This is a genomic window from Holdemanella biformis DSM 3989 (assembly GCF_000156655.1).
Lineage (GTDB): Bacteria > Bacillota_I > Bacilli_A > Erysipelotrichales > Erysipelotrichaceae > Holdemanella > Holdemanella biformis.
On the sequence record NZ_DS996843.1, the window covers coordinates 58589 to 82192 of the forward strand.

General features: G+C 33.1%; 20 protein-coding genes. 3 read left to right on the plus strand and 17 right to left on the minus strand.

Annotation, left to right across the window (positions count from 1 at the left end):
* The 8 genes from eutH to EUBIFOR_RS07055 all read right to left on the minus strand — a co-directional run.
* Positions 1-877: ethanolamine utilization protein EutH (gene eutH, locus EUBIFOR_RS07020; protein ID WP_003865295.1), on the minus strand; the 877-nt coding region annotated here is incomplete at its 3' end.
* Between the two features lie 50 nt (positions 878-927).
* Complete coding sequence (locus tag EUBIFOR_RS07025) at positions 928-2814, minus strand: extracellular solute-binding protein (RefSeq protein WP_003865296.1); 1887 nt, start codon at positions 2812-2814, stop codon at positions 928-930.
* Between the two features lie 2 nt (positions 2815-2816).
* Complete coding sequence (locus EUBIFOR_RS07030; protein ID WP_003865297.1) at positions 2817-3644, minus strand: ABC transporter permease; 828 nt, start codon at positions 3642-3644, stop codon at positions 2817-2819.
* A gap of 3 nt (positions 3645-3647) precedes the next feature.
* A complete protein-coding gene (locus tag EUBIFOR_RS07035) occupies positions 3648-5231 on the minus strand; it encodes an ABC transporter ATP-binding protein (RefSeq protein WP_003865298.1) in 1584 nt (527 codons plus the stop codon).
* Positions 5232-5251: 20 nt separating this feature from the next.
* Positions 5252-5785 (minus strand): cupin domain-containing protein, encoded by a 534-nt coding sequence (locus EUBIFOR_RS07040; protein WP_003865299.1) that lies wholly within the window; start codon positions 5783-5785, stop codon positions 5252-5254.
* Between the two features lie 126 nt (positions 5786-5911).
* Entirely contained in the window at positions 5912-6529 is a 618-nt protein-coding gene (locus EUBIFOR_RS07045; protein WP_003865300.1) for a hypothetical protein, read from the minus strand.
* 87 nt (positions 6530-6616) lie between these two features.
* Positions 6617-7207, minus strand: a complete 591-nt coding sequence (locus EUBIFOR_RS07050) for a hypothetical protein (protein WP_003865301.1) — start codon at positions 7205-7207, stop codon at positions 6617-6619.
* A gap of 10 nt (positions 7208-7217) precedes the next feature.
* Entirely contained in the window at positions 7218-7835 is a 618-nt protein-coding gene (locus EUBIFOR_RS07055) for a flavodoxin family protein (RefSeq protein ID WP_003865302.1), read from the minus strand.
* 63 nt (positions 7836-7898) lie between these two features.
* Between EUBIFOR_RS07055 and EUBIFOR_RS07060 the strand changes: the two genes are divergently transcribed.
* Positions 7899-10397 carry a translation factor GTPase family protein gene (locus EUBIFOR_RS07060; RefSeq protein ID WP_003865303.1) on the plus strand — a complete coding sequence of 833 codons (2499 nt, stop codon included), beginning with the start codon at positions 7899-7901 and terminating at the stop codon, positions 10395-10397.
* Positions 10398-10436: 39 nt separating this feature from the next.
* On the plus strand, positions 10437-11345 hold the full coding sequence (locus EUBIFOR_RS07065) for an FAD-dependent oxidoreductase (RefSeq protein ID WP_003865304.1): 909 nt from the start codon (positions 10437-10439) through the stop codon (positions 11343-11345).
* 352 nt (positions 11346-11697) lie between these two features.
* Here EUBIFOR_RS07065 and EUBIFOR_RS07070 read toward each other — a convergent pair whose 3' ends face one another.
* The 9 genes from EUBIFOR_RS07070 to EUBIFOR_RS07105 all read right to left on the minus strand — a co-directional run bounded on the left by EUBIFOR_RS07070 (position 11698) and on the right by EUBIFOR_RS07105 (position 23094).
* Positions 11698-12555 (minus strand): YitT family protein, encoded by an 858-nt coding sequence (locus tag EUBIFOR_RS07070; RefSeq protein WP_003865305.1) that lies wholly within the window; start codon positions 12553-12555, stop codon positions 11698-11700.
* Between the two features lie 13 nt (positions 12556-12568).
* Positions 12569-13864 (minus strand): ATP-binding protein, encoded by a 1296-nt coding sequence (locus tag EUBIFOR_RS07075; RefSeq protein WP_003865306.1) that lies wholly within the window; start codon positions 13862-13864, stop codon positions 12569-12571.
* Between the two features lie 138 nt (positions 13865-14002).
* Entirely contained in the window at positions 14003-14308 is a 306-nt protein-coding gene (locus tag EUBIFOR_RS07080; protein WP_003865307.1) for a nitrous oxide-stimulated promoter family protein, read from the minus strand.
* Positions 14308-14700 (minus strand): ATP-binding cassette domain-containing protein, encoded by a 393-nt coding sequence (locus tag EUBIFOR_RS13495; protein WP_315969423.1) that lies wholly within the window; start codon positions 14698-14700, stop codon positions 14308-14310. Before EUBIFOR_RS13495 ends, EUBIFOR_RS07080 begins: the two co-directional genes overlap by 1 nt.
* The gene (locus EUBIFOR_RS07085) at positions 14687-15934 is read right to left on the minus strand and encodes an ABC transporter transmembrane domain-containing protein (protein WP_315969422.1); all 1248 of its coding nucleotides are present in this window, start codon (positions 15932-15934) and stop codon (positions 14687-14689) included. Before EUBIFOR_RS07085 ends, EUBIFOR_RS13495 begins: the two co-directional genes overlap by 14 nt.
* A 1-nt stretch (position 15935) precedes the next feature.
* On the minus strand, positions 15936-17600 hold the full coding sequence (locus EUBIFOR_RS07090; protein WP_003865310.1) for an ABC transporter ATP-binding protein/permease: 1665 nt from the start codon (positions 17598-17600) through the stop codon (positions 15936-15938).
* Between the two features lie 110 nt (positions 17601-17710).
* Complete coding sequence (locus EUBIFOR_RS07095) at positions 17711-18286, minus strand: peptidylprolyl isomerase (protein ID WP_003865311.1); 576 nt, start codon at positions 18284-18286, stop codon at positions 17711-17713.
* 87 nt (positions 18287-18373) lie between these two features.
* Positions 18374-19843, minus strand: coding sequence for a 4-alpha-glucanotransferase (gene malQ / locus EUBIFOR_RS07100; protein ID WP_003865312.1), 1470 nt, complete (start codon positions 19841-19843; stop codon positions 18374-18376).
* Between the two features lie 86 nt (positions 19844-19929).
* A complete protein-coding gene (locus tag EUBIFOR_RS07105; RefSeq protein ID WP_003865313.1) occupies positions 19930-23094 on the minus strand; it encodes a DEAD/DEAH box helicase in 3165 nt (1054 codons plus the stop codon).
* A 90-nt stretch (positions 23095-23184) separates the two neighbouring features.
* Here EUBIFOR_RS07105 and EUBIFOR_RS07110 point away from each other — a divergent pair, with 90 nt between their 5' ends.
* A complete protein-coding gene (locus EUBIFOR_RS07110) occupies positions 23185-23601 on the plus strand; it encodes a GNAT family N-acetyltransferase (RefSeq protein ID WP_003865314.1) in 417 nt (138 codons plus the stop codon).
* Positions 23602-23604: the final 3 nt, after the last annotated feature.

A 23604-nucleotide genomic window follows, 5' to 3' on the forward strand; every position in this document is an offset into this window, starting at 1 on the left:
GGTTTAAAATCTTACCTTTTTTATTCATTTTCGAAAAAAGCGGTAACATCGCAATACTTGTTCCAAAAGATAAGATAATTCCCATTACTGAATATTTGTCAATATTTAGTATTTGACCTACTTTTTCAATCTGATTCGAAAACTTCCTTAATATAATTTCACAAAACACCAAAGATCCACAGACAATAATACTCATTTGAAATACAATGTGCAAAGCTTCATTGATCAATGTTGCGTTTGTGAAGTTCATATTGAAAAAGAATGTCAAACAAACCAGGAAAAAGAAGATATATCCTACGAATTGTACAAGCTTAGAAAATAATGTCAATACGACAATCAACGTTTGAAAAGAAATAAAGAATAATCCTATCAAAATTGCACAAATAAGAATGACGGGTAAAAACACAATCAAAAAATGATCAATATGCAATAAAAAGCCACAACCAATAAGAATGGGTAATAATCCTAAAATACCATACACAACGCCTTTTAAATAGTGACTCAAATCATCTGTATCCAGCTCATTTAAAAAGAGTGGCAATTGAAAACTAATTAAGCATCCTAAAGTGGACGTTAATAATACACCACAAAAGATAAGCACACTTTCAGAATGTGTCATCGACTCTATAATGGAATATCCACCAAGATCTGGCGCCAACAAACTTGAAATAATCATTTCTTTATTTTTGAAAAGCGTCGCATGACCATTTAAAAACGCAATCGCAATACAATAAAAGCCTCCTACGCTCATCATAAAATCGCCCATTGTGATAATGCCTCGATCAAAAGAAGTGGCTAATCCAAGTCGATTCTTAAACATCTTGTCAAATAAGCCTAAAGCAGCAAAGCATAATAAAATAACAATAATCGGATTCATGCATTCATTCTATTATAAGAATAAAAAAAAGTCGAAGAAATTTTCTTCGACTAATGTGCATTACTTGCTGCAACCTTAACTCTAGACCACAAATCCGCAATGATCTTACGTGTGGCTTCATCATATTGGAACACTTCATCCTTGTCATAACCTGAACGAGGTGTATATGCGTTAATACCATCATAATCTCCACCTTCGCCACCAAGTTCTTCCGTAACTTCTTTATTTGGTGAAGTATATCCAACATAACTTGAATTATCCATGGCTGCATCATAACTTGTAATATAACGAATAAACTCATTCGCAAGCTTAGGATTCTTCGCATTTTTAGGAATAACCATCGCATCTGACCAAAGGTTTGTTCCACTTGTTGGCATATAGAATCCCATATTTTCATTTTCTGACATGACATAAGCCGCATCACCAGAATAAATAAGTCCAAGAGCCTTTCTTGCCTGTGCCATATTATCAATAATTTCATCCGTAACAATTTCTGGATCCATTGTCTGAACGCATTGTACTAACCAGTTAAACGCAGCATTCAATTCATCCGCACTTGTCGTATTCATTGAATATCCAAGTGCTTTTAATGCCATCATAAATGAATCTCTTTCAGAATCATATAGATAGATATCCCCTTTATATTTCTGATCTAAGAAAATATTCCAACCTTCATTTTCCAAGTCCTCTTCCGATACTTTTGTCTTATCATACACAATACCAACAGTACCCCAGAAATAAGGAATTGAATATTCATTCTTTGGATCATAAGGAAGTCCCTTGATTGCTTCCATCAATTCACTTAAGCACTCTTTACGTGTTTCTGGTTCTAATTTTTGAAGCATATCTTCCTGCATCATTCTTTGAATCATATAATCACTAGGAACCAATACATCATATGCATCCCCATTGGCAACCTTGATATACATTTGTTCGTTTGAATCAAAGTTATCCATAATAACTTTGGCACCTGTTAATTCTTCAAAACCAGAAATAATATTTTCTCCAGTATATTCACCCCAGTTATATAAATGTAAAGTCTGTCCTGCATAAGGTAAAGTACTTGCTGATTTATTTAAACCAAATAAAGAAGCTACTAAGCCAACGACTACAACACCTGCAACTGCCCATTTCCAAGGTTTATTTTGTTTTGAAGGACTCGCCTTTTTTCGAATCATTGGCAAAACATTCACAATTGTTAATGTGATTGTGATCAACAATACGACTAATGTACTAATCGCATTTACACTTGGATTAATACGCTTAGACATTGTATACACCATAATACTCAAGTTCTTTACACCTTGACCTGTTACAAAATATGAAATAACGAAATCATCAAAAGACATTGTAAACGCAATTAAAGCACCTGAAACAATACCCGGCATAATTTGTGGCACAATGACTTTTACTAAAGCCTGCCAAGGTGTAGCTCCAAGATCCATTGCGGCATCTGCCAAGTTTGGATCTAAAGATTTGATTTTTGGCATAATACTCAAAATCACATATGGAATACAGAAAGCGATGTGTGCAAGTAATAATGTCACAAATCCCTTTTCAATTTGGAAAGTGATAAATAAAAGCATCAATCCAATGGCTGTAACAATTTCAGGGTTCATGATTGGAAAATCATTGACCTGACTTATAAAAGCACGCAATACTTTCTTTGATTTTGATAAACCAATCGCTGTAATCGTACCAATGATTGTAGAAATAATCGTTGCCAATAAGGCAATCACAATAGTGACATACAAAGATTCCATCATGCCATGGTTTTTAAGCATAGCCTCATACCAACGCAATGAGAATCCTGTAAAATGTGTTAATGATTTTGAACTGTTGAAGGAAAAAATAATCATGAATAATATTGGTGCATAAAAGAACACCAATAATAAAGCCATGCCTACTTTACCTAATACTCTTTTATCTTTCGACATGTCTATTTTTCCTCCTTATTACGCTCTTCCAATTTTCTTACAAGCATCATTAGAAGCATCATGATCATAGCCATGATCATTGAGATTGCGGAACCAAAGTTCCATTCTCCAACGGTAATGAATTGATTTTCAATCACGTTACCAATCAAGAAGAATTGTCCTCCACCCAATAATTTAGGAATGAAGAATGAGCTTACGGCAGGTAAGAATACAAGTGTAATACCTGAAACAACACCAGGTAAAGAAAGTGGGAAAATAACTTTCCAGAAAGTTTGAAATTTATTAGCCCCCAAATCCTGTGCAGCATCTAATAAAGATCTATCCATCTTCGTCAAAGCTGTATTGATCTGTAAAATCATAAATGGCAAGAAGTTATATACCATACCAATCAACACGGCAGCTTCTGTATATAAAAGTTCAGTGTGAATTCCAAACAAACCTAAAAAGCTACTGATAATTCCATCGCTTGATAAAATTCCAATCCATGCGTATGTTCTTACAAGCATATTGATCCAAGTAGGAAGTGTAATCGCAAGAACTAAGATTTGTTGAATCTTAGGACTATTTTTTGAAATAAAATATGCGATAGGATAACCAATCAACAAACAAATAATGGTTGTCTTAATGGCAATCCATAAAGAGCGCCATAAAATCAACAAGAAATCTTTGTCTGTAAAGAAACGAACATAGTTATCCAATGTTAGCTTAAAGTGCACAATACTGTTGCCTTGCTGAATGACTGAATAAAACGCAATCAGCAACATCGGAAGCAACAACATAATGCAAGCCCACACAATATAAGGGATTGCTAATTGTTGAAATTTTTTCATTTTCTAGAATCCCATTTTCTCCATAACATGAATATCTTCTGCAAAGAAAGTAAGTCCGACTTCTTTTCCTTCCTCTACATAATCCGTTGTATGAATCTTAAATTCACGTCCTGTTGTCCAGAAAGTAACCTTATAAACACCTTCCGTAATTGTTTCAGGATCAAAATCATAATCTACATCTAGATCTACCGTCTCGTTTTCATCATCCAACTTCCAACCTTGTGCATTCGCCCAAGTCTTCAAATCTGTATCAATAGCCATAGATTCCTTGATTTCATCGACTGTTTTAAAGAAGTTAAATGCAGATACGGCTTCATTTGCCTTCTTGTTTTCAACAACTCTTTGATCTACAACCCAAATCTTACGAGTGATCGAAGTCTTGTTATTTGTTGAGAAAGTAACAGTATATTCTCCTACTTCTTGTTTTAAATCTGTATCAATATCATGAATAGAAATGAATTCATCCGTTTCTGGATTCCAGGCTTGTGCATCGGCACGCGCAATGATTTCCTTATCATCAATATCTTTCATATCTTCTAAATCTAGATAGAAGTCATTGGCAGAAATTTTTTCTTTTCCATCCTCACTTGTGATCGCATAGTTCTTATTTACGTGCATATTTACCGTAACATGCGTACCAGGAACTGTTTCCACCATAATTTCATAGTGAACACCCTTAAATAATACACTTTCAACTTCTCCAGTCATCTTGCCATCTTTTACATCCACAATATCAATATCTTCAGGACGAATCACAACATCCACTGGTTCATTTTCTTTATATCCAACATCCACACAATCAAATGTAATGTCATCAAAACGTACTTTTTTATCGCAAATCATACGAGCCGGAATAATATTACTTTCCCCGATGAACTTGGCAACATATTGATTGACTGGCTCATTATAAATATCTTCAGGACTTCCAACCTGTTGAATCTCGCCATCTTTCATAATAACGATCTTATCTGACATTGTTAGCGCTTCTTCTTGATCATGTGTAACAAAAATAAATGTAATTCCTACTTCTTGTTGAATCTTTTTCAATTCATACTGCATCTCTTTACGAAGTTTCAAATCTAGTGCACTAAGTGGCTCATCTAACAATAATACGCTTGGCTCATTAACTAAGGCACGCGCAATCGCAACACGTTGCTGCTGACCACCAGATAGTAAAGTAACATCTTTATTTTCAAAACCTTCAAGACCAATCAGCTTCAACATTTTCATAACCTTTTGATCAATGACATCCTTACTCATCTTCTTGATTTTTAAACCAAACGCAATATTGTCATATACATTCATATGAGGAAATAATGCATATTTTTGGAAAACTGTATTCAACTCACGCTTATAAGCCGGAACCTCACAGATATCTTCTCCATTTAAGATGACTTGTCCTTCACTTGGTTCTAAAAAGCCACCTAAAATACGTAACAACGTTGTTTTTCCACATCCACTAGGCCCTAACAGAGTGACAAACTCATTTTCATATATATCTAAATCAATACCCTTTAATACAACTTGTCCATCAAATTCTTTCACAATGTGACGAAATTGAATTAATTTATTCTTTTCCTGTTCCATCTATACTCTCTCCTTGTCCATTAAAATACAGGTGGTGTAGATAGCCACAATACTTTGGCATCCGCACTCGATACGTTTTCTAAATAATGCCCTTCCTTACCTGTAATATAGAAGGTTTCTTTTGATTTAACTTTTAACCTTTTATTACCAACAACTAAAACAATACTCCCCTTTAAAACATAGCCAAATTCTTCACCTTCATGCGCCTTGACTTCTTGTGATTTTGCCCCTGGCTTCAAAGTCAATAGAATTGGTTCCATTTGATTCTTTTGTGCATTTGGAACAATATATTCTGTAACAAAATCTTCTTGTTCATTCACAAAAAAATCCTGAGTATGAAAAACAATTTGTTCTTCTTTACTCGACTGAAAGAAATCCGCTAAATTCGTTCCTAGAGCTTCCAAAATATTTTCTAATGCAGAAATATTTGGACTTGTTAAATCGCGCTCTAATTGGGATAAAAAGCCTTTTGTTAATTCACTACGATTCGCAAGTTCTTCCAAAGTCAACCCATTCTGGGTTCGAAGCTCTTTTAGTTTTTTGCCTATTTTCATTCAATCACCCCTGTTTTGTTTTTTATACTAAACTTTTTGTTTCATTAAAAGAACAAATCTATTATATAGGAAACCTTCAATTATGCAAGAAAAAAAAGAGCAATTTTTCTTGCTCCTAAGTTAAAACTATTTAACACTTCCTGCATTGCGCAAACGATACAACACACAACTCGTCATAACAGCTAAATAAAGTGCTTCACTCATACCTTGCGTCTGCAATGTTAAGGGATAATGATCGCGTATGATAAAGTCCATACTAATATTTGTACTTTGCGATATTTTAAATATCTTATCCACATTGATTTGTCCTTCATCCCAATACTTTGATGTATTCCTTGACACTTCCATATACTTGCCGAATTCAGTTTGTGAAAGAGAAAAAACAACTTCACGTATAAAGCGCATGCGATCACCCATATCGGTTTCTAAATTATAATTATAATCTTTAATTTTTTTACTTCGTGTAACACCCATAAATAGTTCGGGATGTACTAATTTTATAATATCTTGAATCTGATTTATCGTTAATCCTTCTAAACTAATTGGCTGATTATTCATTTCATCAAAGAAAATGGAATCAATCGACTGGTTTTGTTTATCTGCAAGAAGCAAGACAATCCTTACTTGTGTACGATTTTTTGAGTGAATCTGCCTTCTTAAATTACGCAAAGACATATGGGCTGCTTGGGCAACTTCTTCTTCAGATATATTATGATCTTCAATATATTGAATAATTTGTTTCATAAAAAAACACCCCCATGTTTAACATAGAGATGTTTGCTTTGTTTGTACTCGACCATATTTTAAAAATCAGTCGATAAAAATGTTTTTCTAAGCCTTAGTCGTATTATCACTTTGAATATTCTTGATAATATCCGTTAGATCCGCTTCATTGATAGCTCCATCATAGAAATCATTTAAAGTTTCAATCAATCCTTTATTATCTGGTAAAACCGTTTCAAATACATCTTTCATATGCTCAGCTTCCATACTTGAACCTGCATACTTAACAGTCGCATGAATCAAAGATGTATAAATCACATTCACCAACATTAAATGATATTTATTATTATAACCATCATTACGATTATCAATGACTGTGTGTGGACTAATTAGAGCTGTACCTTGATATTTAGCTAAATTAGGAAACTCTAAATACAAACCTTTTACTGTTTTATAGGTCATTAATTTTAATGCATATACACACGCAAATTGTTCTAAATCACCTAACATATTTAAACGATTCTCACTGTCACAAACCTTTTTAAAGTTAATATCTAACAATCGAGCAATTACATCACTCACACATTCTAGATTGGTCTTACAAACCACTTCTTGACGACCATCTAGATCAGTCGTGATCACAAATAAATCGCCTTCTCGATCATAAAATATATTATCTGAATGTCTTAAATTCACCATACAATCACCTTTAACGAATAAAATTCGTACCCTTTCTTACTTCTTTTTCAGGCAAACCATATACCTCTTTACCTAAGGCAATACTTTTCATTAAAAAAATCATATTACGAGCTAAAGTACGCATTGTCTGTTTTCCCTCTTCATCTTGATTGGCTTCAAGCGCATTATTTCCATGAATCGAATTCCAATATTGACTTGATACAACGGGCATACCACTAATCGTGAAATATTTATTTAATTCATCAAAAGTAGCACTAGCCCCTCCTCTTCGACAAGATACAACACTTGCGCCAACTTTCATCGTCTTATCAAAACAAGTACTATAGAATAGACGATCTAATACGGCAATCAATGTTGCATTCGCACTGGCATAATATACTGGACTTGAAACAACAATTCCATCTGCCTTTTCAAATTTAGGGGCAATTTCATTCACAATATCATCAAATACGCATTTACCTAAATTCGTACATGCACCACAAGCCATACAACCACGAACAGCTACATTTCCAACTTGTACAATTTCAGTTTCAATACCATTTTCTTTAAATACAGCTTCCATTTCACGTAAAGCCAAATCATTTACTCCACTTGGATGTGGGCTTCCATTCAACATTAAGACTTTCATATTTTCCTCCGAAAAAAACTATCTCTATTTTATCATTTGCGTCAACATGATAAAATAGTTTTTATGAAACATATAGTAACTGGAATATTAGCACATGTCGATGCTGGAAAAACCACATGTATCGAAAGTATGCTTTATACATCAAAAACAATTCGAAAATTAGGACGTGTTGATCATCAAGATGCTTATCTAGATTATGATAGTCAAGAACGAGAAAGAGGTATTACAATTTATTCAAAGGAAGCTCATTTTCGTTGGAAAAATAGTGAAATCTACCTGATAGATACACCAGGCCATGTCGATTTTTCAAGCGAAATGGAAAGAAGTCTTCAAGTATTAGATTTAGCCATTCTCTTGATCAATGGACAAGATGGTATTCAATCTCATACTTCAACGATTTGGAAATGCTTAAAACACTATAACATTCCTACATTGATTTTTATCAATAAAATGGATATTAGTTATAAGACAAAAGAAGAGCTTATGAATGATCTAAAAACACATTTTTCATCCAACTGCATTGATTTTAAATCCACAGATGCCGAAGATGAATTATCTATGTTGAATGAAGATATCATGAATCATTATTTGGAAACAGAAACAATTGATACTTCACTTCTTCAACAAGCCATCTTCAAAAGAGAATGCTTCCCTGTATTCTTTGGTTCGGCCTTAAAAATTCAAGGCATTGAAGATCTAATGGATGCGATCATTGATTTATCATTTATCAAAGAATATCCAAAAGAATTTGGTGCTCGTGTATATAAAATATCAAGTGATGACCAAGGCAATCGCTTAACTCATGTAAAAATCACAGGTGGCGTATTAAATGCCAAAGATAAGATAGGTATAGACGAAAAAGTGGATCAGATTCGTTTGTATAATGGAAAACAATTTGAAATGGTACAAACCGCCTATCCAGGTATGATTTGTGCTTTAAAAGGATTAAACAACTATGAAGTAGGCCAAGGTTTAGGTTTTGAATCCGACATGACAAAACCACTTTTAAATGCCTACATGAACTATCAATTATTACTTCCTGAAGGTGTAGATGCACTTACTATGATGCGCTATTGTAGCGTACTTGCTCAAGAAGATCCACAGCTTCAAATCGAATATGATGAACAAACGAAACAAATTTTCTTGCGTTTGATGGGATCCATTCAAATGGAGATTCTTCAAAAAGAAATTGAGAAAAGATCTAAAGTGAAAGTTGGTTTTACAACGGGTAAAGTTTTATTTAAAGAAACCATTCAAAATACTGTAATTGGTGTAGGTCACTTTGAGCCTTTAAGACACTATGCCGAAGTCCATTTAAAACTTGAACCATTACCTAGAGGTAAAGGCCTTGTATTTGAATCCAATTGTTCCAATGATGATTTAGCTTTAAATTGGCAAAATCTGATTTTAACGCATTTAAAAGAGAAACAACACAAAGGTGTATTAACTGGATCGCCAATTACCGACATAAAAATCACTTTAGTGGCCGGTAAAGCTCATTTAAAACATACAGAAGGTGGAGACTTTAGACAAGCAACCTATCGTGCTATAAGGCAAGGTTTAAAAGAGGCTGAGTCTATATTATTAGAGCCATATTATAGTTTTGAACTGATTATAGAAAATCAATATGTCTCAAAAGCATTATTTGATTTAGAAAATAAGCATTGCACCTTCAAAATTGAAGAGGATATGAACAGCCTTGTCCACATTAAAGGTCAAGGTCCTGTGCGTGAATTAATGGATTATCAAAAAGATGTCATTGCGTATACAAAAGGTAAAGGTCAATTTATTTGTGAATTAGAAGATTATCACGAGTGTTTTGATCAAGATAAAGTCATCGAAGAATCTAATTATGATAGTGAAGCCGATTTAAACAATCCAACCGGATCTATTTTCTGTGAACATGGAGCTGGATATTTTGTACCTTGGAATGAAGTCAAAGAACATATGCACCTACAAATTAAAGAAGCCAACACAACTTCATATGCTTCTTATGTAAAACATACAGTTCGTGAAGAGGAGTTAAAGAAAGTATTTAATTCGCTTGGTGGAAACAACAAGAAAGCTGAAAAGCCAATCAAGAAAAAAGCAAAAGTAGATTTAAATCTAAATCAGATTCATATTGAAGATAAAAAGCCAGAATGCTTAATGATTGATGGATACAATATGATTTATGATTGGCAAGATTTAAAAGATATTGCCAAAGTCAATATAGAATCCGCTCGCGATGAATTGATCAATCGAATCTCAAATTACCAAGGCTATAAACAAATCAAAGTGATTTTAGTATTTGATGGTTATCGCGTTAAAAATAATGCAGGCTCCCATTTCAATCAAGGAAATCTAGATATTATTTATACAAAATACAATCAGACAGCCGATAGTTATATTGAAAAAGCTGTACATGATTTGAAAAAGAAATATGAATTATCCGTTGCGACAAGTGATGGTTTGATTCAAAATGCGATTCTTGCGAACGGCGCAAAAAGAATCTCAGCTCGTGAACTTGAGATTGCCGTAAAAAACGTAAATAAACGTGCACTTTCATACCTAAAGAAATAGTTTATGATATAATAGCGACAAAGATGGAGGAATTTAATTATGACAAGAAAGATTGCCATTATCGGAGCCGGCCCTGCTGGCTATACATTAGCTCAAGAGCTTGTTAAAGCAGAAAATCAGTATCAAATCGACATTTTCGATAAGGAAGCTGAAATAGGTGGAGCCATTTATACTGGTATTCCTGAATATCGTATGCCCAAAACATTCTTAGAAAAAGCCTACAATGGACTCGTTGAAGCTGGTGTTAAATTCCATTTTAATACTTTTGTAGATCAAGCTAAGTTTAAAGAACTACAAGCAGACTATGATTATGTGGTTGTAGCCATTGGTGCTCAAATTGAAAATACTTTTGGCTTTGAAACAGGCAATGGTGTCGTTGCTGGTTTAACACTACTTTATGATTTAAACATCAACCACAAACAAGAAGAATTTAAAAAATATAAAAAGGCCATTGTTTGGGGTGGAGGAAACGTAGCGATGGATTGCGCAAGATCATTAGTTCGTATTATTGATGATGTAACTATCGTTTATCGTAGATCTTTACAAGAAATGCCTGCAAGCCCTGCAGAAATCAAAGCCTGTGAAAAAGAAGGTGTTAAGATTGCTTTCTTAAACAACATCAAAGACATTTTAAAAGATGAAAATGGAAATGTTTGTGGTGTTCAAGTTGCGAAAATGGAACTTGGAGAAATGGATGAATCAGGAAGAGCAAGCTGCCATGAAGTAAAAGATTCACTGTTCACAATGGATTGCGATCTAGTTGCGATGGCTATTGGTCAAAAAGTTGATTTCACACCATTAAATAACGATTTAAAGACAACCGATACACATGCATCTTCATTAGAGAATGTATACATTATTGGAGATGCCTTTACAGGACCAAAAACAATTGGTAGTGCTGTAATGGAAGGTAAAAAGATTGCCAAAGAAATCATAGGAGCGAAATAATCGTTCCTTTTTTTGTGCTTTAATCATTGAACCTTTACAAGCAGCAAGCATACGTCTACTTCTAGGAATGGATTTATCATTGCACTTTAATGACAATCCCAGAGTGCGTATAAGACATTAAAAGGTGGTAGGCATGAACAATTACGAATTGTTAGTCGTAATTGTATCTGTATTAGGCACTATAAAACACTAATTGACTTTTGTGCTTCAGCTTTTGGCTGAATGAATCAAACAGAAATGAATAAACAAAATAAAAACTACCTACGCCAACTCTAGCAAAGTTTGTAGGTAGTTTTTACTACAACTATTCCCAGAAACATATTTGTATGTTCCTTTTTGCATGTCTATTATATCACAAACGCTTTTCAAATCCACCATCAATTTCTTGATCCTCGCTAATTGTTACGAATGCTTTTGGATCAATTTCATTGACTATTTTTTTGAAGTTACGAATCTCATACTTATTTACAGCACAAAATAAAATATACTGTTCTGTATCTGTATATGCACCTTTACCCATCCAATACGTTACACCACGACCGGTTCTTTCCATAATCACATTCTTCATATTTTCTTTCTTTGTAAAAATCAATACAGTCATGTTGATATTCTGATAGTGGATACGATCACTAATAAAATAAAGTATTGCTACAAAAATAATAGAATAGAGTGATGTCTGTAAATCAAAAATAAAGGCACAAATCGTAAATAAGATTGAATTAATAATAATCGAAAGCTTACCTACAGAAAAGCCTGGTTTTATCTTCGATAAACAAACACCTGCAATATCCATACCTCCACAACATCCACTACTTTGTAAAGCAAGTCCTACTCCAATGCCACACATCAAAGCTCCAAAAATACAATTTGAAAGCATGTCTGGCATAATCACAATGGATTGTTTTGGCAAAATCGATAGAGTAATGGTTTGCACCACTAAACTAATCAAAGTCTTTAGACAAAATTCTTTATTCATGATTTTAAACCCCATCACAAACAATGGAATATTGATCATAAAGTTAATGATACCCACCAAATTCATATGTCCAAGACTAGGCACCATCTTTACAATAAAATACTCAATAATCTGTGCAATTCCAATGGCACCACCAAAGTTGATTCCATTAGGTGTCACAAACAAATAAATCCCTAACGAAAGTAAGATACTTCCTATAATTAACTCAATATACTTTTCAATATTTTCTCTCATTTTTTACCTCAGCCTAATCTACATACATAGCTAAGTATAATGGAAGAGTTATTTTTTTACCATTCATTCCACAATTTCCGTTCACAAATTTATATCCATAAGGAATACTTTCATTCTTCAACAATTGATCCATTGATTGCGAACGATTATTTCCTGCCTTTACTTCGACTGGAATTACTTTTGCGTTTTGTTCAATCAAAAATTCTATTTCTAGATTCTTATTTTGATAATAATGAAGCGAATGATTGCTTTTCATTAAAATATCCGCTATTAAATTTTCATATATACCACCCTTTATTGGGCCCATTAAAGTATCATTTAATATGGCTTGTTTCATTTCAAAACCATACATTGCGACCAGCAAGCCTAAATCCGTTAAATACATCTTAAAGAATTTATCATTTTCATATCCAACTAATGGAAATCGACAGGCAGATACATTTTTGCAAAGCCATACAAGCCCAGCATCTCTTAACCACTCAATACTATTTTCAAATTTTCTTGCGGTAGCCTTAGATTCCACAACCGAAAATTGAAATTTTTTATTCTCCTTTGCGAGTTGCTTCGTAATAGACATGTAACAATTCTTTACCTTTGGTTTTTCAGATGATGAAGCATACTTCGAAATATCATCCATATAACTTAAAATAATTTGTTCCTGGACTTTTTGTACTTGTCCAAAATGGTTTGAATCTAAATATGTTTGCACAACAGCAGGCATTCCTCCTACGACGATATATTCTCGAATCAATCGCATGAATTGATTATGTATTTCATCAGGAATTCTTTCTTTTGAATCATAATATTTTTTTAATATCGCTAATGAATTTTCATTATATCCTTTTGCCCACAAGAATTCTTCAAAATCTAAACCATACATTGTAACTGACAACTCATAACCTACCGGTATGCTCGTTACTTCTTTATAGCTGATACCTAATAAGGATCCACTTGCGACTACATCATATCTATTATCTAACGCCAAAAATTTCAATGCCGTACGCGCATTCGGACATTCTTGAATCTCATCTAAAAAAATTAATGTTTTATCTTCGATAAATCGTATATGAGGCATCACCAATGTCATTCGTGAAAATATTTCCTCAGCCGATAATGAATTTTCAAATATGGTCTTTAACTGAGGATTCTCAATAAAATTTAAATAAATATAACTCTTATAATTTTTTCTTCCAAAATAATCAATAATATACGTTTTACCAATTTGCCTTGCACCACGAACCAATAAACACTCTTGATTTTTTTCTTTTGACCATTTCAACAATGTATTATAAAACTTTCTTCTTAACATAGATACCTCCTAGCCCCATTATATCATTTTTGCATATTTTTAGAGGATATTTTTTACCTTTATGCATATTTTTCGAAGTTATTTTAAATAAAAATGCATATTTTTCGAAGTTATTTTCGATCCATATGCATATTTTTTCTATTTATCCATTATTTGATAGTATACGTGTCGAATAGCCATGACAGGATGATACAACAACATTCTAGGTCCCGAAAAGCGCATCACTTTACGAATTTTTTCTCTTTTGTCCTTCTTGTAACAATGTACCTTACATTGCGAACAAAATGTCTTTGTTTCCATAAATGGACACTTTTCAATACGCTCCTTTGCGTATTCATACAAAGCCAAACATTCTTGACATAATTCTTTCTCTTTATGATTTTTTCTACAATACAAGTGTATCATTTCATACACTGTACGCATTTCTTTTTCTCGCTTATCCATTAGCTCACTCGATTGGATTCCATATGAATCACACGATCACAATGTGCAAGTGTTGATTCACGATGTGACACAAAAACAATCGTTTTATCCTTTCTAGATTTATAAATAGCTTTCAAAATGATTCCCTCATTTAAACTATCCAAGTTACTTGTAGGCTCATCTAATAATACAAGTTTAGAATTATGTAAAAACATACGCGCCAGACCCATTCTTTGTCTTTCACCACCCGACAAAGAACTACCAAGTTCTTCCACCATTGTCTTGTAGCCATTTGGCAAAGATTGAATATACTCATGAATATTTGCCTTCTTACAAGCCAACTGAATTTCTTCAATTGTCGCATCTTGTTTAGCTACTCTTAAATTATTTTCAATCGTATCATGGAAAAGAATCGTTTCCTGTGTTACATAACCTTCGTTTTTTCTTTAGATTTGAAGTATTTAAATTCTTAATATCCATCCCATCCACTAAAATATTTCCGCTTGAAACATCCCAAAAACGCATCAATAATTTTAATAAAGTACTCTTTCCGCTGCCACTCTTGCCTTGAATTCCAATCACTTCATTTTCTTGGATATTTAAATTCATATTTTTTAAGATTTGTTCTTCGTCATACGCAAAATCTACATTTGAAATATCTAATTTATTAAATTTAGCTTCATTACCATTTACTACATCTTCAACCATAGGTATTTCGTCCAAAAGCGAGATAACTCTTTGTCCAGCACCAATCGTTTGCGATAATGTAGATCCTAAATTTGCTAGTGCGATGACAGGTCCAAAAGAAGAAATTTGAAGAACACTCGATACAATCATGGATTCCATTGAACTATTTAAAAATACATGCATCAAACATAAACCTAATGATAATAAGACAACGCATAAATTCGTTAATGAAATTGTCTTTGCCTGAAAATGTTTCAGTTCCATTTCGCGATTTGCCAATAAAGCTGTTTGATGATTTAAGCCTGACAAGCGACGATTTGTATCCATATACTGCATACTTTCTTTTAAGCCACGCATGCTTTCCAATACATAACTATTTAGATTGGCAGCTTCTTTTCGATATTCTACACCAATATGTCTTGATTGTTTTGAAATATAAATCGGCAAAACCACGCCCACTACAATATATGCCAATAATGAATAAAGCCCATAAATCCATCCAAACTGCATTTGAATCATTACACAAACTAAACTTGTGACAAACGCAATACAAATTGGTGAAATAGTATGTGCATAGAACACTTCCAACAATTCAATATCGGAAGTAATCAAAGAAATTAAGTTTCCCTTATCTTTAACTTCAAGCTTAGCAGGACACAATCTTCTTAATGCCCCAAACACCTGATCACGAATTCGAGCTAATAATTTAAAGGCAATATAGTGATTACATGCCTGCTCTGCATAACGTAAGATTCCTCTTAAGAGGGCACACACAAACAACAAGATCACAATCATATGAAAACTAAACGTAGGATCCTTCACCAATGCCATACTTGATAGAACAGGGATAAAGATAGCACACAAAAAGCCGGCCACACCCATTAAAATGGCACAAATCATAAATCCTGTTAAAGGAAATACAAGTTTGACTAATCGCGAAAATATTTGAATTGTACTCATACTAGGCACCATATCTTTCTAGTTCTTCTTGCGTATTAAATAACTCGCAATAAACTCCGTTTTGTTGAATCAGTTCTTCATGACTTCCACTCTCAACAATATTTCCATCTTTCAAGCAATATATATGATCCGCATTTACTAGATTTGCCAAACGATGTGAAATACAAAGTACGAGCTTCTCTTTTGACAATTCATATAATACTTCCATAATTTTATTTTCACTCTCTACATCAATATTACTAGTGGCTTCATCCATAATATAGATTGGTGAATCCTTTAATAAAGCTCTAGCCAAAACTAAGCGTTGTCTTTGTCCTCCAGAAAGATTTTTACCACCCTCTAAAATACGCATATTAAGTCCGCCTTGTTCATTCACATAATCAAAGATACCTACTTTTTCTAAAACTATATTCATTTCTTGATCCGACACATCTTTAGCCATAGCTAAATTATCTCTAAGATTCCCACTAAACAAGTAGCTTTCTAAAGAAACTAAAGTCATATATGGATAGACGTTTATATCTTTGATTTCATAGCCAGATAGCTTTAATTCACCACTATAATTTGTATATTGTCCCATCAACAAAGAGGCAATCGTACTTTTTCCACTGCCACTCTCTCCTACAAAACCAATCATACCTTTATTTGCATTAAAACATATACCGTGTAAAACTTCCTTATCGGTATATCCAAAGTGTAGATTGGATGCTGAAATAAAACAATCTTTTAAATCTACAGCTTGTTTTTCTTGAATATCCTTTTCTAATATCGCAAACAACTTATCACTTGCCGCCATGCCATTCATCGCAATATGAAAATATGACCCCAACTGACGCATAGGAATAAAGAATTCTGCAGATATTAATATGATAAACAAAGTTTGAAACAAATCATTAGTTCCTGTTAACGCAAACACAATGCCTAATGCACTACCACCATAGGCAACTAGATCCATAACTGTTATAGAATTTAGTTGCATTGTCAAAACGCGCATTGTGATCTTACGAAAATTTTCACTTTCCACATTCATCTTCTTATGATAATAACCATCTGCTTCATATATTTTAAGTGTAGTCAATCCTTGAAGATTTTCTAGAAAACTATCCCCTAATTTTGTGTATTGCCCCCAATAACGATTTAATAATCTTTTCGCAAACTTTTGTACAAATACAATCGACATTGGAATTAACGGAACACAAACTAGTAAAACCAAAGCGGCCTTAAAATTCATAAAAGAAATGACAATAAATAAAGTCATTGGTGCAATTAAAGAATAAAAGAATTGCGGAATATAACTGGCAAAATATGTTTCTAATTGTTCAATTCCTTCCGTTGATAATTGCACAATTTCAGCTGTACTCCACTCATTTGTGTAACTGTTCCCTATCTTAGAAAGTTTCTTATACAAACGACTGCGTAACGTTTCCTTTACTATATGACTAGACTCATACGACATCTCAATCGCTTTTTGATTCACAATATAACGAAGAATTAAACATATAAAAAGGATTCCAACCAATGAAATACTCCTATGTCTTGTGATAATCCAACACAAACATGCCGTTGACAATACGTTACAAACAAGTCCTATCCATTGATACAGCACATTTTTTTTAATAAACGGAATACTTTCTCTTACCGAAAACAATAATTTTTTATTGATCATAATCCACCTCAGTTAGTTGAAACAAATTGAGCTTACAATAACTAACTATAGATGTCAAACATAAGTATCATAAAACTAACTGCAGCGAATAAAAAAACAACTAAATTTCTCTAGTCGTTTATTTCAGATACTTTGATTGTTTTAATAACAGGCTGTTTACTTTCAGCAATCGTACCATTATCATCCATTGGATCTGCATCTTCACAAATTTTGTCTACAATCTTCATTCCTTTAGTAACATGTCCAAAAGCTGCATATTGGCCGTCTAATGAATCATTGTCTTCTTGCATAATGAAGAATTGTGAACTGGCTGAATCATAATCTGAACTTCTTGCCATCGAAATCACACCACGCTTATGCTTAATATTATTTTTTACACCATTATCCTTAAATTCACCCTTGATTGTCTTATCCGAGCCTCCTGTACCATTCGCATTAGGATCTCCCCCCTGAATCATAAAACCTTTCATGATACGATGGAATGTCAATCCATCATAGAACCCGGATTGGGCAAGGTCTACAAAGTTTTGTACAGTAATTGGAGCTGTTTTCCCATCCAACTTTAATGTAATTGTTCCATAGTCCTTCACTTCAATTTTTGCGATATAATTCTTCGTCTCTTTTTGACACCCAAATAAAGATATGCATAGAACAAACGAACATAGAATCGTTAATAGTTTTTTCATTATTATCCACCTCTTCCTTATTATTCTATCAACACAAGCGAAAAAGAGCAAAAATTGATGATTTCTGCTCTATACTTAACTTTATCTTTAACGATTTGACTTTTTGATCCACTCTTTTGTACTCATAAGCTTATCTGGGAATGTTTTAAAATCTTTTAATTTCCAAGTCCAGTTTTTATTCGACACTGTTCCTGGTGTATTGATTCGTGCCTCTTCTTTAAATCCACAAATATCCCAAATCGGCAATATGACAGTATCTGCATCCGTGTCTAGAGCATATTGACAAAGCATTTCATTAAAAGAACGACTTGAATATCCCTGATTTTTAAAGAATCGACGCAAACTAATACGCTTATTTGAATCATATGTATGATAATCTTCATTACATGTCGCATTATCATGTGTACCTGTATATAACACAGAATTTTTCTTTGCCTTTTTCTTTAATTGCTTAGTTTCCATTCTAAACAATAAAACATCCATGCCAGGTATACCATAATCATCTTCAAGTTCAATCACTTCTGGACGAATCAATCCTAAATCTTCAGCCACCAAAACAATATCTGGACACGCTTTTAAAATCGCGTCCATCAATTTATGAGCTGGTCCTAAGATCCATTTTCCTTCAATAGCTGTTGGACAAGATTCTGGTATCTTCCAATATGTATCAAAAGCTCTAAAATGATCAATTCTTACCATGTCATAACAACGGTTCATCCAACTCATACGATTGCACCAAAAAAGATATCCATTCTCTTCTTGCGCATCAAAATCATAGATTGGCATACCCCAACGTTGTCCTGTTTCACTAAAATAATCCGGAGGACAGCCAGCAATAAATTCTGGTTTTCCTTCTTCATCTAATAAGAAAGCTTCTCGATTACACCACACATCTGCACTATCTAAATCTACATAGAAAGGCATATCCCCCATAATTTTCAGATTTCTTGCGTGCGCATACATCTGAATCTCATCTAATTGTTTATAAAATATAAACTGTAAAAACTGGATATACAAAATTTCATTCTGATAGTCGTTTAAATCGATATCACGATTTTTTGGCCAATTTTTATATTCATCTTCCCATTCAAACCATGGAGCCCCATTGTAAAAGCTCTTAAACAACGAGTAAGCAGACCATTCTTCTAACCAGAATGCATCGCGTTTAAACGCCTCAAAATCTTCTTTGAATGAATCAAATTCTTTTTTAAAAACTTTAAAGGCCTTTTGAAAATAAGGTTCCTTAAATTCACGAATCTTATCATATTCAATAAAGTCTTTAAACTTATTACAATTCACAATTGAACTTTGTGTCAACAATCCCATTTCACACAAACGATCCAAGTTAATATAAATAGGATCTCCCGCAAAACTAGAATAAGTTTGATATGGAGAATGAGTGGGACCCGTCATTTGTAGCGGCAATATTTGCCATATACTGTAACCCGCATCCGCAATAATATCAATCATTCGAATTGTTTTTTGCCCTAAATCACCAATCCCTTGATTTGCAGGGATAGAGAAAACAGGACATAAAATTCCTGCACTTCTATTCATTTTCGCACCTTATGTAATCCCTTTCATTACAACTATTTTATCACAATTCATAAAAAAAAGGCTATATATTTCAAAAATATATTGCCTTAATCCATCGAAAACAAATCTTTTAGCTCTTCCTTAGATAATGTTGATATTCCACCATTCGAATTTTCAACAAATAAATCACTCATTTCTTTTTTGCGCTTTTGCATTTCATAAATCTTTTCCTCAATCGTATTCTTCATCAACAACTGATAAACAAGAACATTCTTTGTCTGTCCAATACGATATGCACGGTCTGTCGCTTGATTTTGTGCACTTACATTCCACCAAGGATCAAAATGAATAACAGCCTGCGCCTTTGTTAGATTCAAACCTGTTCCGCCTGCCTTTAAAGAAATCAAGAATACATTGGAATCATCATTTTGAAAAGCATCTACTTCTTCTTTACGCTTCTTTTTATCTACCGCACCCGTAATCATATGATATTTGATGCCTCGTCGATCAAATTCTTCAATGAAATCATCAAAAATACTTGTAAAACTAGAAAACAACAAAACCTTCTTACCATTCTCTTTTAAGGTTTCAATCAAATCCAAACACATCGAAAATTTTGTACTTTCACCCTTATAGTTTTCGTACAACATTCTTGGTTCGCAACAAATCTGACGTAAACGCGTCATCATCGCAAGAATCAAAATTGAATCTACCTTTTCTAGTTCAAGTTGCTGTTGAAGCTGCTCATTGACCTGAGCCAAATTTGCAAGATACAATTGTTTTTCTTCCGGACTAAAATTCAACCACATATCCTTCTCAACTTTATCCGGCAAATCTTTTAATACTTGTTTTTTTGTTCTTCGCAAAATAAATGGAGAAACCAACTTTTGTAACTGCGACTTCCTTTTTTCATCTCCCATTTGAATTGGTTTTTCAAAATTCTTTGTGAAATAATTCAAACTATATAAATATCCAGGCAATAGAAAATCAAAAATACTCCACAATTCACTTAAACCATTCTCAATTGGCGTACCCGTTAAAGCTAAACGATGTCTACTCTTTAATGATTTTACACTTTGTGCATTCTTTGTTTTTGGGTTCTTTATAAACTGCGCCTCATCCAAAATAATATATTCAAATTCCATTGGCGCATATAATTCCACATCTCTTCGCAAGTAGTCGTATGTTGTGATATAAAGCTCATAGTTTTCTTTAATAATATCTTTACGAGCTTCTTGCATCCCCGTAACACATACGGCATTCACATCGATTTTAAATTTTTCGATTTCTGACATCCAGTTATACATTAAACTGCTTGGACATACAATCAAGCTTGGTTTATCTTTTGAAACATACTGCTTATAAAATACCAAGACTTGTAATGTTTTTCCAAGTCCCATATCATCGGCAAGAATTCCATTTAATCCCATATTTTTTAAATCATACAACCATTGAATACCCTGCTGCTGATATGTGCGCAATAAAGATTTATATTCATCCTTCAATTGAATCGTCTGTTCTTTTATTTTCATTAATCGATTTGTATATTCTGTAACCGAATCATCATTACGAACATCCAATTCTGAATCTACATCCATTAAATGGAACGCTTGATACGCAGGCTTTTCAATTGTCTCTTTTTTGAAATCTTTCGCTGTTAAATTCATTGTCGAAGCCAATTCATCCAACTGTTCTAATCCTGTATCTTCCAAATCAATCATTTCACCATTCTTTAATTGATAAAACTTTTTCTTCTTTCGATATGCATTTAAAACATGCGACAATTCATCCACATTGATATCACTATCCAATTCCATCTTCAATAAATCATTTTGCACATAGACTTTCACACTCAAATTCATACTGCGACGATTTTTCAATCGTTTCAACTCTTCCGAAACATACACATCCGCCTGTTTTTGAATCAATGGAATACCATAATCCAAAAAATTATAGAGTGCATCACTTCTACCTTTAAAAATAGCCTTATTATCTTCAATCTTTACCGCATAATGCAAAATAATAGCTTCAATACTCGCAATCTGATTCGAATCTGTGTGCGCAAAAAAACTCTTCTTCTGGTTATTCTCTAAATATGTTCCCCATACGACCATATTGGCATTTTCTAAATCCGAATACACACGAATATTCTCTATAAGAGTTGTATACTTTTCCACATCTACATTTGTTTCTAATTTTATGTATTCCATATACGGTTGCAGGCATTGTAAATAAAAAGCTTTGAATTCTGACTTTTTAATTAACCATCCATCATTTTGTTGCAAATTATAGGCTAGTGAAGCTAAAAAACCATCTGGATCCATAGTATATTGTACAATTTCTTTATGATTCACCATATAAAGATGTTTATTGCCAATCAAAAAGCTATCATCTAGTTCTGTATTGAGTTCAAAACAATCTTCATGTTCCAACAAATTCAAAACTAGTTTTATATTTTTTTTAGACGTTTTAAATTCTGTATACTCTTTAGGCAAAGATGCATTTAGATTAAAGAAATCATCCAAACATTCTGAATAAATTTCTCCTTCTTTTTGCCAATCTTTAGTAAAAGCATATTTTAATAAAAAATTATAAATCAATTGGCTAGGCTCATCTAAATCATCATTAGTCAAGTAAATCTGTGTGTTCTTCCCAAAAGACTCCAATCTTTTCTCAAAAAAGCCACGTAACAGATCTTGTATATTTTTTACCGTATAAGCTCGGCTTACTTGAATCTTTAATTTAAATGCAATCTGATCATAATAATATGAATTTGTGTGATATAAAGACAATCGAATTCGATTTTCATTTTCCTTAAAAAAACTACTTACTTTATCTTCTTGTTTTTCTTTTAAAAATTCAAATGCCACTTGATTCAAGTCATTTATACGACGACGCTTACGTTCTAATTCTTCCTGTCGATTTTTTTCTTTTACATAGTTTTGATAATCAACATGAAACGGAAAAGTTTGTGGATTTATCGCATTGATAGCTCGTACTACACTTACTAAATGCACACACCCTGAATGTGGATCTTGGCAACAAGTACAATTTGTGGTCAAAAGTGTTCCATATTCATTCACTCTAAAATTTAAAATTTCTTCACTCCAACGTGTTTGAATAGTTGCCTTTACTTCATAATATAAAATCTTGTCATGTACTCTTTCAATTGAAATCTGTTCAATCTTACCTGCATAATAAGGATCATTCGCTTCATAGTATATCCATGAATTTTTAATAAAACGATTTAAAGACTCTTCAAAAATATGCATACACAGCCCACCTAACTTTCCTTATATTATATCATATTTGACTTTTCATTTTTCAGTTGTTAATGTTGAAGAAAAGAAAGAAGAAAGATTATGAACACAAAAACATATACAACCTTACCGCAAGAAGCAAAAGATATTCGTATCAAAGTATTCATGAAAGAACAAGGCTTCGAAAATGAATTTGATGATATTGATCAAATCAGTTCTCATATTGTAGTTTTCGATGAAACAAAGCCTGTCGGAACTTGTCGTTTCTTCAAAGAAAACAATCATTACACTATTGGAAGAGTTGCCGTATTAAAGGAATATCGAAATCAACATATTGGAAACTTACTACTAAAAAGTGCAGAAAAAGAAATCAAAAGAATAAGCGGAGACGTAATTGTGGTGCACGCCCAAGTTCGTGTCAGCTCATTCTACGAGAAACAAGGCTATATTCAGTTTGGTCAAATCGACGATGATGAAGGAGTTCCACATAAGTGGATGAAAAAAAGGATACAGTATTAAGCC